Annotated in this window: 10 protein-coding genes; 9 read left to right on the top strand and 1 reads right to left on the bottom strand. The window is 56.1% G+C overall.

Annotation, left to right across the window (positions count from 1 at the left end):
• The first annotated feature begins 7 nt into the window (after positions 1 to 7).
• From ACMG4M_RS12765 to ACMG4M_RS12750, 4 genes are all read left to right on the top strand, one after another.
• Positions 8 to 1,663 carry an N-6 DNA methylase gene (locus ACMG4M_RS12765; RefSeq protein WP_414430159.1) on the top strand — a complete coding sequence of 552 codons (1,656 nt, stop codon included), beginning with the start codon at positions 8 to 10 and terminating at the stop codon, positions 1,661 to 1,663.
• Positions 1,663 to 3,018 (top strand): restriction endonuclease subunit S, encoded by a 1,356-nt coding sequence (locus ACMG4M_RS12760; protein WP_414430158.1) that lies wholly within the window; start codon positions 1,663 to 1,665, stop codon positions 3,016 to 3,018. Before ACMG4M_RS12765 ends, ACMG4M_RS12760 begins: the two co-directional genes overlap by 1 nt.
• A gap of 39 nt (positions 3,019 to 3,057) precedes the next feature.
• Positions 3,058 to 4,470, top strand: coding sequence for a hypothetical protein (locus ACMG4M_RS12755; RefSeq protein WP_414430157.1), 1,413 nt, complete (start codon positions 3,058 to 3,060; stop codon positions 4,468 to 4,470).
• A gap of 151 nt (positions 4,471 to 4,621) precedes the next feature.
• Entirely contained in the window at positions 4,622 to 5,785 is a 1,164-nt protein-coding gene (locus ACMG4M_RS12750; protein WP_414430155.1) for a hypothetical protein, read from the top strand.
• Between the two features lie 599 nt (positions 5,786 to 6,384).
• On the opposite strand, the gene ylqF is transcribed toward ACMG4M_RS12750, so the two are convergent.
• On the bottom strand, positions 6,385 to 7,323 hold the full coding sequence (gene ylqF / locus ACMG4M_RS12745) for a ribosome biogenesis GTPase YlqF (protein WP_414430154.1): 939 nt from the start codon (positions 7,321 to 7,323) through the stop codon (positions 6,385 to 6,387).
• 182 nt (positions 7,324 to 7,505) lie between these two features.
• On the opposite strand from ylqF, the gene ACMG4M_RS12740 reads away from it, so the two are divergent.
• The 5 genes from ACMG4M_RS12740 to ACMG4M_RS12720 all read left to right on the top strand — a co-directional run bounded on the left by ACMG4M_RS12740 (position 7,506) and on the right by ACMG4M_RS12720 (position 13,593).
• Positions 7,506 to 8,708 carry an acyl-CoA dehydrogenase family protein gene (locus ACMG4M_RS12740; protein WP_414430153.1) on the top strand — a complete coding sequence of 401 codons (1,203 nt, stop codon included), beginning with the start codon at positions 7,506 to 7,508 and terminating at the stop codon, positions 8,706 to 8,708.
• 116 nt (positions 8,709 to 8,824) lie between these two features.
• Entirely contained in the window at positions 8,825 to 9,949 is a 1,125-nt protein-coding gene (locus ACMG4M_RS12735) for an acyl-CoA dehydrogenase family protein (RefSeq protein ID WP_414430152.1), read from the top strand.
• Between the two features lie 298 nt (positions 9,950 to 10,247).
• Positions 10,248 to 10,874: a TetR/AcrR family transcriptional regulator gene (locus ACMG4M_RS12730; RefSeq protein WP_272980078.1), complete on the top strand. Its 627-nt coding sequence runs from the start codon at positions 10,248 to 10,250 to the stop codon at positions 10,872 to 10,874.
• Between the two features lie 147 nt (positions 10,875 to 11,021).
• Complete coding sequence (locus ACMG4M_RS12725) at positions 11,022 to 11,939, top strand: oxygenase MpaB family protein (RefSeq protein WP_414430151.1); 918 nt, start codon at positions 11,022 to 11,024, stop codon at positions 11,937 to 11,939.
• Positions 11,926 to 13,593 (top strand): class I adenylate-forming enzyme family protein, encoded by a 1,668-nt coding sequence (locus ACMG4M_RS12720; protein WP_414430150.1) that lies wholly within the window; start codon positions 11,926 to 11,928, stop codon positions 13,591 to 13,593. The genes ACMG4M_RS12725 and ACMG4M_RS12720 overlap by 14 nt, the downstream gene beginning before the upstream one ends.
• Positions 13,594 to 13,666: the final 73 nt, after the last annotated feature.

Here is a 13,666-nt window from a genome sequence, read left to right as displayed (position 1 = left end):
CACCTTCATGACCAATAACGATATCGTCCAGAAACTCTGGAACCTCTGCGACGTCCTCCGCGACGACGGCATCAACTATTCCGACTACGTCACCGAGCTGGTGCTGCTGCTGTTTATCAAGATGGTTCACGAAAACACCGAAGCGGGCACCCTGAAAAACCACCCGCTGCCGCAAGGCTGCCGCTGGACCGACCTCAACGAAAAATCCGGCATCAACCTGCTCAACGACTACAAGCGCATCCTGCTCAGTCTTTCCACGGGTAAGGACAACGACGGCAAGCCGGTCCACGAAGACCCGCTCATCAGCGCCATATACGCCGACGCCCAGACCCGCCTGCGTGAACCGCGCCATCTTGAGCAAATGATCAAGACCCTGGACCAGATTGACTGGTTCAGCGCCCAGAAGGATGGCCTCGGCGATCTCTACGAAGGCTTGCTGGAAAAGAACGCCAATGAAACCAAATCCGGTGCCGGGCAATACTTCACCCCCCGCGCCCTCATCGATTCCATGGTGCGCTGCATCCGCCCGCAAATCGGCGAAACCATTCAGGACCCGTCCGCCGGCACCGCCGGCTTCCTGGTAGCCGCCGACCAGTACATGCGCGAACAAACCGATGACTATCTCGATCTCAGCGCCAAGGATGCCAAGTTCCAGAAGAACAAGGCCTTCATCGGCGTGGAACTGGTGCCTTCCACCCGCCGCCTGGCACTCATGAACTGCCTGCTCCACGGCATGGAAGGGGACGAAGACGGCGTAGTGCATCTCGGTAACGCTCTGGGTCAGGTAGGGCAGGGGCTGGAAAAAGCGGACATCATCCTCGCCAATCCCCCCTTCGGCACCGCCAAGGGCGGCGAAGCCTCCATCACCCGCGACGACCTCACCTACAAAACCAGCAACAAACAGCTCGCCTTTCTGCAGCACATCTATCGCAACCTCAAACCCGGCGGCCGCGCCGCCGTGGTGCTGCCCGATAACGTACTGTTCGAGGCCGGGGTCGGCACCGACGTGCGCCGCGACCTGATGCACAAATGCAACCTGCACACCATCCTGCGCCTGCCCACCGGCATCTTTTACGCCCAGGGCGTCAAAACCAACGTGCTGTTCTTCACCAAAGGTAGCGCCAAAGACAAACTGCAAGAAGAAAACTGCACCGAAAACGTCTGGGTCTACGACTTGCGAACCAACATGCCCAACTTCGGCAAACGCACCCCCTTCGGCGAACAACACCTCAAACCCTTCGAGGCCGTCTACGCCCCTGGCGATTCTGTAGGAGCCTGCCCGCAGGCGATCCTTCACCCAGAGAATCGCACGGAAGGCGAATACAGCTTCAACGCCGAAGAAATTGATCTAAGCGCCGATGCAAAAAAAGCCGAAGAAAACCAGGACGCCGACGAACAACTCATCAAAAGCCGCTGGCGCTGCTTCACCCGCGACTGGATCGCCGACCACAAAGGCGACTCGCTGGATATTTCCTGGCTGAAGGATGGCGACAGCGTGGACGCGGCGAATCTGTCGGAACCAGAAGTGTTGGCAGGGGAGGCGATGAGTGAGTTGGTGCAGGCGCTAGGTGAGTTGGATGGGTTGATGCGGGAGTTGGGTGCAGAGGAAGAGGCAGACGGAGCTCGTATTCTTTTAAGTGAAGTGATGGGTGAGGCTGAGTAATGGCCCATAACGATACTCCCCAACAATGGGTCAGCACTACCTTGGGTGAAATTGTTCCGTACGGAAAGACACAGAAGTGCGTGCTCGGAGATGTCACTGATGAGACATGGGTTCTTGAGCTAGAGGATGTTGAGAAAGAAAGCTCGAAAATAGTAAGCCGTAAAGAAGCAAAAGAACGACCATTCAAGAGCACAAAAAACCGCTTCAAGGAAGGAGATGTGCTCTATGGGAAACTTCGTCCATATCTCAATAAAGTTGTTGTGGCTGATAGAGATGGTGTTTGCAGTACGGAAATTATCCCGCTTGACGCTGAGCCGTTCGTATTTAATCGCTATCTATTCTACTGGTTGAAGACTCGAGACTTTCTTAATTACGTCAATGACGTCAGCTATGGAGTGAATATGCCTAGGCTGGGAACAAAGGATGGGGTGGTGGCCCCATTCATTCTGGCGCCCCTGGCCGAACAAAAATTCATCGCCGAAAAACTCGACACCCTGCTGGCCCAGGTGGAAAGCACCAAAGCCCGCCTCGAACGCATCCCGAAAATCCTCAAACGCTTCCGCCAATCCGTCCTCGCCGCCGCCGTGAGCGGGAAGTTGATCGGTGGAGAGGCAGCCGTTGAGAAAATAATCGGAGATGTGGCTGAAGTTATAGGGGGGATTACAAAAAACTCTAAACGGGCAAGCTTTCCGATTAAAAAGCCATTCTTGCGAGTGGCTAATGTTTATGAAAATGAACTCCGGTTGGGTGATGTTCATGAAATAGGCATCAAAGAAAAAGAATTGTCTAGAGCTGTTGTTGATTATGGCGATTTGTTGATTGTTGAGGGAAACGGCAGTGTTGAACATATAGGGCGAGTCGCTCTTTGGCAGGGGGAGATCGAAGGATGCGTCCATCAGAATCACTTGATTAAAGTGAGGGCGGATAAAAATCTTCTTATGCCAGAGTTCGCGCTCTATTATTTGATGTCTCCACTGGGAAAAGAGCGGATCGTTGAAAAGGCGACTTCAGGTGCAGGCCTTTATACTCTAAGCATTTCGAAAATTTCTTCTGTCGAAATCCCAATTTTTACTATCAAAGAACAAACCGAAATCGTCCGCCGCGTAGACCAACTCTTCGCCTACGCCGACACCATCGAAACACAGGTCAATAAAGCCCTGGAGCGGGTCAACAACCTCACCCAATCCATCCTCGCCAAGGCCTTCCGCGGCGAACTCACCGAACAATGGCGCCAGGAAAACCCGGATCTGATTAGCGGCGAAAACAGCGCCGAAGCCCTGCTGGAAAAGATCAAGGCAGAACGCGCCGCGGCCAAGCCGGTGAAGCGGGGAAGGAAGACTGTGAAACAGGGATAAGTATCAATAAAGATAACAATTTCAAGGACGAGGGTAGTAATGCGAGAAAAACTGATTCAGACCAGAAAAGAACAGCCTCCAGTGGTATGGCATCGCAGGAACCTTCAGGACATAGGAATGAAGGAAAGCGCGCTGGAAGCCACGTTAGTTGCCAATCCTGATCTGCTTTGTCTGGACGATGCCGGCATTTTTTATCGCAGTGTGTATATCGTTCGTCAGGCAAGCGCCAGGGCGATCACCGGTGCGCAGAAGTATCCGGACATTATTTTCCTCACAGACACAGGGGATGTAGGGATTGTCGAAGTAAAAAGGTACGGCAATCCTGAGCTTCAAGACAGGAAAGTGATTTCGCAAGTCATTGATTATGGCGCAACGGTCACTACCCTGGACGAAGATAAGCAGGTCAGAATGTTGCGAGGGCCGAATTCTTCTGCGGAAACCCTTGATCAGCTTGTCCGGGAGGTTTTTCCGAAAAGCGAATATTTGTCATCCCTTTCAGCAAAGATTCGCCGCCAGCTTCAGCATGGACAGCTACATTACATCATTGCCTGTGATCGGGCGCCAGAGGGGCTGGCGACATGGGTGGCCTCAGTCAGCCAAAGCAGCGCAACGGACTTTTCGATTCGGGTGCTTGAAGTATGCCCCTATCAGCAAGACGATGACCCTGCTTCATTGCTCTGGTTTTCTGCTCCCATCATCAAAACTGAAACTATCCAGAGAACGACCATTAGAATTGAAAATTCTGGCAGCCAGAAAGGCCTTTCCGTCAATGTGGAGAGCGAGATATCAGAAGAAGGTAAGGATGTTCTTGGTATGAACGGTCGTGGCAATCGCCAGAGCAATCTGGCGCTTGCTACCGAAAATCTTGCGGAAGTGGCAAATTCTCTTCCCTATCCTACGGCAGACCTGTTCGCTTTTCTGGGTACTATTCACAGGACGGCGCTGGAGAAAGATTGGGATTGGCTGGTTGGCGGACTGGAAACTGATAAAACAACGCAGCAATGCTATCTGAGAGGAACAAGCCGGCCGGGCTTTGTCGAAGGGCGTTATGGGGTGAACTGGTTGAAACCATCACAGCCCGGTTTCTTCGCGGGTTACTACTTTAATGGTTGGGATCATGGTGTAGAGCCAGTTGGTGAGGCAGGTAGTTTCGCCGTGATACTGGATATTGATCGGGAGTGGGGTAGAAATGAGCGATTTTATGAAAGTGCTGAATTCCAAGCGCTTGTGGATAGAATAACAAAGATAGAGGGCTGGGATTTCGAACGCGGTCCAAATGACTGGCATCCAATCGTCCTTCGGCGCTGCATGAAAGCTGCGTTCTCGCCTGTAAAGAGCGAGTCTGAGTTTGAAGATAAGTGGTTTGAAATGGCCATAGAAGGAATTGGTTTGTTAATGGCTGGTGGTGAGCTGGCCGCCTTTCATGCACGGGCTGGCGGCGATAACGACTGATATCAGAATCTTCTTCTAATCGCGCTTCGTTTCTGATTATAGAGTAGGGGGTGTGAATTTCATCCATTATGATTTGCCGCAATCTGCAGAATCATAACAAGAATGCATGGCTACTAAATTGTTGCGACTATCAGCAGAGAGGGGTTGAAGATTGAACGATAAGCCCATGGTTACAATGGATGAAATGTTTTCGTCTCGTTTAATGGCGAGGTTGGCTTTGGGGCGAAAGCTGTCTTCCTTTCTGCACAATGAAGTAGGCGTCAGAAGTGATAAGGCCCGCAAAGCTTTATCTTTCACCGCAAATGATTCTGAGATCGAAAAGTTAATCGGAAAACTCGATAGCTACTGGCACAAAAAAAGGCAGGAAGCTGGGTTGGGAAATGACCCTGGCGAGGGTAAAGAGCGTTTGTCGATCTACTCTCTCGTTTCTCATGAATTGGCTTTGCACTCATCAAGCTATAGAGCACTTATTAAAGAGGCTGAATATATCGATACTCTTGACTTGTTTCCCATTGCTCTGAAGCTCGATCCGGAGGCGTTTCATGATGGATCAGAAATTGCTGAAGCTATAAGCGAAATAAGGAATGAGGGAACAAAGGGTAGAGTAAAGATAATTGATCCGGTGGCCCTCGATAACGAGTTTGTGACCGGGCCGTACCCATCGGTATCCGACATCAAGTACGCTGATCTAAACACAGATTTAATCTCGGTTTTTGACAATTCAGTTCTGTCCTGGCTGGCTTTGATGGATGTTCTATTTCACAGATCCATTCCCGAGTTTGTTGATATAAAGCCTGTTCCATGGTTCTTGAGCTTGATGCCTCTTAACCCGGATTTCAACGTCAAGACTTCCAATGCCAGGCTTATTGATATGTTGGCTTGTATTTCATTCAGGAAATCGCGATGTGTCTGGCCAGATAAACCGACCAAGACAGGTGAAATAACCAGGTGCCCCGGCTTTTCAATAGCTTGGAGGAAAAAGGATAAGAGCCGTGGGACGTCTGATGACTCAGATCCGGATAAGGTTATCAGTCACTGGCGGGAGCCGGGACGGAAGTTTTCGTTCGGTGATTTTGCAGACCTTTTGTCGGTGCTAAACCCGAAGGAAAAAGCGGCTTCCATGCTGCCCTTGTTCTACGCCTCCAATATTTGGCAGGAAGTATTTTTCTCTCGTGAAAGAGAAACCAATTTGATATTTAGATGGTGCCTTTGTAATCGATACGAATATTGGTGGAAGTTGCATTTGGCAGTTAGCCAGGAAGAAGGCTATGAAGCTGGTGAGGCCCCTCTCCCTGGCTGCTTATCGCGGGTTTAGTGATTAGACAGTTACCAACTGGAACTGGTCAGATGCCAGCCATTGTCATGGGGGCATTCGTAGACGCGTAGGTTTGGGGATCCTTGCTCGGCTAGTATACTGGCACGTTTGTCTGCACCCTCTCTTGTCTCATAAAGGCTCTTGGGCTCGCCTGAAGAGCTGGTGCAGTAATCGCACGTTCGGCTTGGGGTATGTCTGCTCTTCGGCGCCAGGTGCCAGTAGCTACACTTGTTGCAATTATAAGGGATCATGTCGTTCCCATGTATTGCGCTGATATAGCGTGCGGCATCTTCAGCCTGAAATTCAAATTCATACTCGGTGAGCGGTTCGCCTCGCTTGTTCATGCAGGTCATGCTTTTGCTCGCCATATTTATGCCCCTTGTCTGCTATTGAAGTAACAGAAAAGAGCTTAATTGGGTTAAAAAAGCATTTTTCCCCATATTTAGGACAGGGGGAGCATGTCGGAAATGGCTTACCTGAGTCTTCGGTGCGAATCTCAGGCTGCTTTCCTCCAAGTGCCTGAAGGCTTCGTCGACGATGATCATGCGCAGAGGGCTATCGCCTTCGTTTAAGGGAAAAGCGCGGGTGGTGGCAGCAACCTATTTCTGCCCCTTCGCCTTATAAGCCGCCTTCCTGGCCTTCTTCTTAGCCTCCTTCTCCTCCTCTTTCAGCCGACGTATCTCCGCCACCTTCACATGCTCCTGCTCGGCCATGGCCGGGGTTTCCAGGGTGAGCTGGCCGAGTCTGCCGCCGCGGTATTCGCTGATTAGTAGGGTGGCGGCGCGGTCGAAGTCCACGTGGCCGCCGCTGCCCAGGCAGCCGCGCTGTTTGCCGATGGTTTCCAGGAAGGGCACGCCTTCTTCGGGCAGGTCGTCGCGTTTGAAGCGTTCTTTCATTTGTTGCGGGTAGGCCTGCATGAAGTATTCGGCGGCGAACAGGGCTACGTCGTCTTCCTGCATGGCAGTGGCCTTGATGGCGCCGGAGAGGGCCAGGCGGTAGCCGCTGTTACGGTTTTCGATTTTCGGCCAGAGGATGCCGGGGGAATCGATGAGGATCAGGCCGCCGCCCAGTTCGATGCGTTGCTGGCGCTGGGTCACCGCCGGTTCGTTGCCGGCCCGGGCCACCTGACGGCCGGCCAGGGTGTTGATGAAGGTGGATTTGCCCACGTTGGGGATGCCGGTGATCAGGGCGGTGATGGTGGTGGCCCGGTCACGCTTTTTGTGGACCATCTGCTGGCAGATATCCGCCAGTTTGCGCATCGGTTCCGGCTGGTGAGTGGTGATGGCCAGGGCGCGGACGGTGGGGTCTTTTTGCAGGTGCTCGAGCCACTGCTGGGTGATGGCCGGGTCGGCCAGGTCGCTTTTGCTGAGCAGTTTCAGACAGGGCTTGTCGGCGCGGAAATTCTCGATCACCGGGTTGGCGCTGCTGTAGGGCAGGCGGGCGTCGACGATTTCGATGATCAGATCCACCTTGGGCAGGATCTCGCGGATCTCGCGGGTGGCCTTGTTCATGTGGCCGGGGAACCAGTTGATGCTCATAAGCGGGTGTTGCCTGTCTGCATGAAGTATCGGCGCATTATAGCTGAGTTGGTTCGTGTGAGCTTGATGGGGGAGTGGGGCTTTGACGCTTTGCGCCAGGGGCGTGATACGAATCGTCATTAGTGTCTCATTTTGTCTCCCGTACACTGGGTCCACTGAGTCTGATAACAGCGGAGTAGGGTATGGATCTGCGGGTGCCGGAGCAGGAGAAGGCGTTTCGGGATGAGGTGCGCACCTTTCTGGAGGAGAGCCTGACCCCGGAAATTCGGGAAGCGGGCAGGATGGTGACCTCGGTGTTTGCGCCGGTGAAGGAAGCCATGGCCTGGCAGCGCATTCTCAACGACAAGGGCTGGGCGGCGCCGCACTGGCCGAAGGAATTCGGCGGCACCGGCTGGAGCGTGACCCAGCGGGCCATCTTTGCGGAGGAGCTGGTGCGGGCCGAGACGCCGCCGCTGGTGCCCATGGGCCTGCACATGTGCGGCCCCTGCCTGATCGGCTGCGGCACCGAGGAACAGCAGCAGGAATACCTGCCGAAGATTCTCAACGGTGAGCATTTTTGGTGCCAGGGCTATTCCGAGCCGGGCTCCGGTTCTGATCTGGCGTCCCTGAAGACCTTTGCCGAGAAGGATGGCGACGACTACATCCTCAACGGCACCAAGATCTGGACCACCTACGCCCACTACGCCAACAAGATGTTCGCGCTGGTACGCACAAATCGCGACGGCAAACCCCAGCAGGGCATTACTTTCCTGCTGCTGGACATGGACCTGCCGGGCATCACCATCGAGCCCATTGTCGGCCTGGATGAAGTGCCGGAGCAGTGCCAGGTGTTCTTCGACAATGTGCGCGTGCCGCAGAAGAACCGGGTGGGCGAAGAAAACGATGGCTGGACCGTGGCCAAGTACCTGCTCACCTTCGAGCGCGGCGGTCAGGAATATGCCCCGGGCCTGAACGTGATGCTGGAAAAGATCCGCCTGATGGCCGAGAAGCAGCAGACCGCCTTTGGCCCGCTGAACCAGGACCCGGTGTGGCAGTACAAGTTTGCGGCGCTGGAAGCGGATGTGTTGGCGCTGGAATTCACCGAGATGCGCATCAAGTCCGCCCTATCCGCTGGCAAGGACCCGGGTGCCCTGTCGTCCATGACCAAGATCCTCGGCACCGAATTGCTGCAGAAAGTCACCGAGCTACGTATTGAAACCCTGGGTAGCCAGAGCGTGATCTGGCAGCCCCAGGCCCTGGTGCCCGGTGAGGAACAGCCGGTGATCGGGCCGGAGTATGCACTCACTGCCATGCCCCATTATCTGAACTCGCGGGCCTGTTCCATTTATGGCGGCTCCAACGAAGTGCAGCGCGGGATTATCGCCAAGGCGGTTTTGGGGCTGTAAACGATATTGTTGGAGCCTTGCTCGCAAGGCGAAGCGCGTCGACGAGGGTATTCGCCTTGCGAGCAAGGCTCCAACGGTAAGGGGGGGAAGACCCCGCCCGGGAATGGAGAACAACGATGAATTTTCAGTTGAGTGAAGAACAGCAAATGCTGGCGGACAGCGCCAAGCGGTTTGTGCGTGACAACAGTGATGTGGAAACCCATCGCCAGAACAAGAAACTGATGCCACTGGATGCGGCCACCTGGCAGCAGTTTGCCGATCTGGGCTGGCTGGCGGTGCCATTCGAGGAAGAGCACGGCGGCCTGGGCATGGGCCCGCTGGAAACCATGGTGCTGCTGGAAGCCCTGGGCGAGGGCCTGATCATGGCGCCCTATATTGCCACCGTGGTGCTGGGCGGCGGTTTTCTGCGGCACGCCAGCGCGGCCCAGCAGGCGGAAACCATTCCCGCCTTGCTGGAAGGTAAGCTGCAGGTGGCCTTTGCCGCGGAAGAGTACGAGCGGGTGTTCACCCTGGAAAACACCGCCATGGCCGCCGACTTGAAAGGCAATGAGGTGATACTGAACGGCACCAAGAGCTGCGTGATGAACGGCGACCAGGCGGACCTGCTGGTGGTGCTGGCGCGCACCGGTGGCCAGCCCGGCGATCAGGATGGCCTCAGCCTGTTTCTGGTGGATGCCAATGCTCCAGGTGTGGAGCGGGTAGCCCACCGCACCGTGGATGGTCGCCAGGGTGCAGAGATTCGCTTCAATCAGGTGAAAGTATCCGAGGCGGCCCGCATCGGCGAGCTGAATGGCGGCTATGCCATTGCCCGGGATGTGCTTCATGAAGGCCTGTTGGCCCTGTCGGCGGAATCCGTGGGCAGCCTGTCTGTGCTGCTCAATGAGACCGTGGAATACAGCAAGACTCGCAAGCAGTTCGGCATGCCCATCGGTAAGTTCCAGGTGCTGCAGTTCCGCATGGCAGACATGTTCATCGCCATGGAACAGACCCGCTCGCTACTGCTGGCCGCCACCCTGAAAACCGTGGAAGGCCATGACGATGCGGCCAAAGCCGTACATGCCATGAAAGCGCAACTGGGCCGGGCCGGGCGCAAGATCGGTCAGGAAGCCATCCAGATTCATGGTGGCATGGGCATGACCGACGAGCTGGGCGTGGGCCACTATGTGAAACGGGTAACCGGTGTGGATGGCCTGTTCGGCAATGCGGACGTGCACCTGATGGCCATTGCCCGGTCGGCGTAAATGGATTTTTACCACAGAGGGCGCAGAGAGCACTGAGAAAAAAGAGGTTTCTTATGCCCCTTGGTGTAGCCATGTTGTAGGAGCTTGCTTGCAAGCGAACCGCACAAACCGCTATTCGCAGACCGGCGCCAACAGCAAAGCAAAGCCTGTTCATCCTCAGTGAACTCTGTGCCCTCTGTGGTAAAAAAAGGATTTTAAACAACGCCTCTACGGAGCAACCGGGGCCGATGAATTTGCCGACCACGGTGGCCATGGGGTATAAGCCATGGACACCACCGGGGATACACTGGGAGTCTGAATGTCACGTAACGCGGCCGCGTCGAAAACCCTGCTGAAAAACCTGCAGGTGCCGGAAGGCGACAAGACCTACGAGAAAATTCTCGATGCGGGTCTGGCCCTGTTCGTGGAATTCGGCCTGCGCCGTACCACCATGGAAGATGTGGCCGGCAAGGCCGGTATCGGCCGGGCCACGGCCTACCGTCGTTTTGCCGACAAGGACCAGTTGATCCAGGTAGTGATCCTGCGTGAGTGTCAGCAACAGCTGGCCAGGATCGAAGAGGAACTGGCACAGATCGACAACGGTGTGGAACGGGTACTGGAATCCTTTGTGCTGGCGGTGACCCGGGCCCATCACCATCCGCTGTTGCAGCGGTTGCTCACCTCCGAGCCGGAAACCATCCTGCCGATTCTCACCCAGCGGCTGTGGCAGATGATGGGGTTCTTCCGGTTATACATGGCCGGCATGCTGGACCAGGAGCAGGAGAAGGGCGCGATCCGCAAGCAATCGTCCGAGGCCCTGGCCGAGCTGATGCTGCGCCTTACCCAGTCCATGGTGCTGTCGCCGGACGGCGTGATGAACCCGGCCAACGAGGCGGGTGTGCGCCAGTGGGCCAATGACTATCTGCGCCCGCTGCTGACCCCCTGACATTATGTTCCTTACCTTGACCAAAACGCGCTAAACAGAAACGCGAAAACTGTGTGATGCGCTTGTCTGCGTGATCGATTGAGACGTATTTTAATATTTGTCTCAAGCGGATATGTATCAAATGACATGCCATCGACAGGATTTTCCATGACACAAACGGCCACTGATACACCGCGCGATATCCCACAGCCCCTGGGCCCGGATTCCTATACCTGGCAGGACTTCGGCTCCTGGCGGTTTCATCTGATGCTGCCCCAGGCCTTCGTGTTGCAGGTGGCGCACCCGATCATCGATGCCGGGGTGGGCGAGCACTCGGTCTACAAGACCGACCCCTGGGGACGCGCCAAACGGTCCACGGAACTGCTCTGGCCCATCGTCTATGCGCGCCCGCAGAAAGCCATCGAGATGGGCATCAAGCTGCGTGACCTGCACCGCACCATCAAGGGCGTGGACAAGCACGGCAACAAGTACTTCGCCCTGGACCCGGAAGCCTATAGCTGGGTCCACATCACCGGTTACGACGCCACCATCCGTATGCATGAAATGCTGGGCAAGTCGCCCACTGCCGAACAGCGCCGCGCCATGTTTGTGGAGTGGCGGCAGCTGGGCAAGATGATGGGCATTCGCGACCAGGACCTGCCCGCCACGGAAAGTGACTACTGGGCCTATTTCCACGGCATCATCCGTGACCGCCTGGAGTGGGGCGAGGTGGTTCAGGACCTGATGAGCCCGGAACATTATCTGGAAATCCCCAAGCCCCCGGGCAGCCGTATTCCCGATACGGCCTGGCGCATGACTCTGATCGTTATGGGGCGCTTCATGCGTTTCAACCTGCGCGCCACCTTGCCGCATCAGTTCCGGGAAAAATTCCATATCCCCTGGAGCAGGAGTGACCAGCGCCTGTTCCGCGCCTGGTGTGGCGTCTATCGCATGCTGCATGCACTGACACCGAAAAAGCAGCGGCTGATCCCGCTGGCCCGTAACGCCTGGCTCGATGCCGAGCGTCACCCCGAGGCCTATCACCTCAACACTATTCCCGAAGGTGCCCACTATGACATCGGATAACCGCCCCTGGCTGTCCACCTATGAATCCCTGGGTTACGACTGGCATACGTTGCCGGCGTTGCCTGAGAAAACCCTGTCCGATTACGTGCGCGACTATGCGGAACAGTTTCCCGACCGGGAAGCCCTGGTGTTCCTGGGCCAGGCGATTACCTACCAGCAACTGGATCACCTGGCCGACCGTATGGCCGCGCTGTTTACTGCCCAGGGTGCCAGGGCCGGCGATGTGTTGGGCCTGCAGATGCCCAACACGCCCCAGTACGTGGTGGCCTTTATCGCGGCGGCCCGGCTGGGCATGGTTAGCACCAGCATTTCCCCGCTGATGATGCCGCCGGAAATTACCCATCAGGCCAATGATGCCCAGGTGAAAATCCTGCTCACGCTGATGCCGTTCTGGCAGACCTCGATGCCGCCGGTGCTGGGCAAGGTGGACACCCTGAGCACAGTGATCGTCTCCGGCCCCATGGACCTGATGACCGGGCAGGGCGAGGCCCTGGAAGAGACTCACGAAGGTGTGCAGGTGATGTCCCTGCACGATCACTTGCCGGACACCGCCGAGCCGGTGAACACGCACGTGGATATGGATGCAGTGCTGTACCTGCAGTACACCGGCGGCACCACCGGTCTGCCCAAGGGCGCCAGGCTGACCTCGCGCAACCTGTTCATGAACAACCTGCAGGCTAATGTGTTTTACGGCTATCGCACCGGCGAGGAAACCGTGGCCTCTGCGTTTCCGCTGTTTCATATCGGCGGCGCGGCGGTGGTGTTCAACGCCCTGCGCACCGCCTCTACCTTTCTGCTGATTCCCGACCCTCGCGATATCGATCACTTCGTGGCGGAAATGAAAGCGCGCACCCCCACGGTGCTGGCGGCGGTGCCGGCGCTGTATCAGATGCTGTGTGCCAACGAGACCTTCAAGAGCCTGGATTTCAGCGGCCTGCGCATGGCTATTTCCGGCGCGGCGCCCTTTGCCAGGGAAGAAGTGCAGCGGCTGGAAAGTGTGATCGGCAAGAACAAGTTCTGCGAAGTCTACGGCATGACGGAAACCAGCCCGGTGATCACCCTGAACCCGGCCTCCCACTTCAAGGAAGGCCATGTGGGTATCCCGCTGCCGGGCACGGAGGTGCGCATTGTGGATGTGGATACGGGCAACGCGATGCCGCTGGGTGAGCCCGGGGGAATCATCGCTGCCGGTCCCCAGGTGATGCAGGGCTATCTGGCCATGCCGGAGGCCACGGAAAAAGCGCTGCAGGAGATCGACGGCAAGCGCTGGATGCACACCGGGGATATCGGTGTCATGGACGAAGACGGCTTTGTCCGCGTCTGTGATCGCAGCAAGGACATGCTGATTGTCGGTGGCTACAAGGTGTTTTCCGTGGAAGTGGAAGGCAAGGTGCAGAGCCTGCCCTGGGTGGGCATGTGCGCCGTGGTTGGCCGTCCGGACAGCAACCGCCCCGGCAACGAAATCGTGCAGCTTTATGTTGAACGCAGCGCAGATTGCGACAAGAGCGAAACCGATCTGAAGGCAGAGCTGGACAGTTTCTGTCGGGAAAACATGTCGCCCTACAAGGTGCCGAAGGAAGTGTTCTTCCTGGATGCCATTCCGCTTACCTCGGTGGGCAAGATTGATAAGAAGGCTTTGCGACAAACCGCCTAGCTTGAAACGTAGGGTGCAGTTCGCCTTAGGCTCAGTGCACCCTACGGGAAAGGCTGGCGATATTTTTTACCCA

It is taken from the genome of Alcanivorax sp. IL3 (genome assembly GCF_047495465.1).
GTDB classification, from domain to species: Bacteria; Pseudomonadota; Gammaproteobacteria; order Pseudomonadales; family Alcanivoracaceae; genus Alcanivorax; species Alcanivorax jadensis.
This window is presented reverse-complemented; position numbering and strand designations above follow the sequence as displayed.

Excerpts from the sequence above, each read along its gene's own strand:
- ylqF (WP_414430154.1), bottom strand. The coding sequence starts at position 7,323 with ATGAGCATCAACTGGTTCCCCGGCCACATGAACAAGGCCACCCGCGAG.
- ACMG4M_RS12755 (WP_414430157.1), top strand. The coding sequence starts at position 3,058 with ATGCGAGAAAAACTGATTCAGACCAGAAAAGAACAGCCTCCAGTGGTA.
- ACMG4M_RS12735 (WP_414430152.1), top strand. The coding sequence starts at position 8,825 with ATGAATTTTCAGTTGAGTGAAGAACAGCAAATGCTGGCGGACAGCGCC.
- ACMG4M_RS12725 (WP_414430151.1), top strand. The coding sequence starts at position 11,022 with ATGACACAAACGGCCACTGATACACCGCGCGATATCCCACAGCCCCTG.
- ACMG4M_RS12740 (WP_414430153.1), top strand. The coding sequence starts at position 7,506 with ATGGATCTGCGGGTGCCGGAGCAGGAGAAGGCGTTTCGGGATGAGGTG.
- ACMG4M_RS12730 (WP_272980078.1), top strand. The coding sequence starts at position 10,248 with ATGTCACGTAACGCGGCCGCGTCGAAAACCCTGCTGAAAAACCTGCAG.
- ACMG4M_RS12760 (WP_414430158.1), top strand. The coding sequence starts at position 1,663 with ATGGCCCATAACGATACTCCCCAACAATGGGTCAGCACTACCTTGGGT.
- ACMG4M_RS12720 (WP_414430150.1), top strand. The coding sequence starts at position 11,926 with ATGACATCGGATAACCGCCCCTGGCTGTCCACCTATGAATCCCTGGGT.
- ACMG4M_RS12765 (WP_414430159.1), top strand. The coding sequence starts at position 8 with ATGACCAATAACGATATCGTCCAGAAACTCTGGAACCTCTGCGACGTC.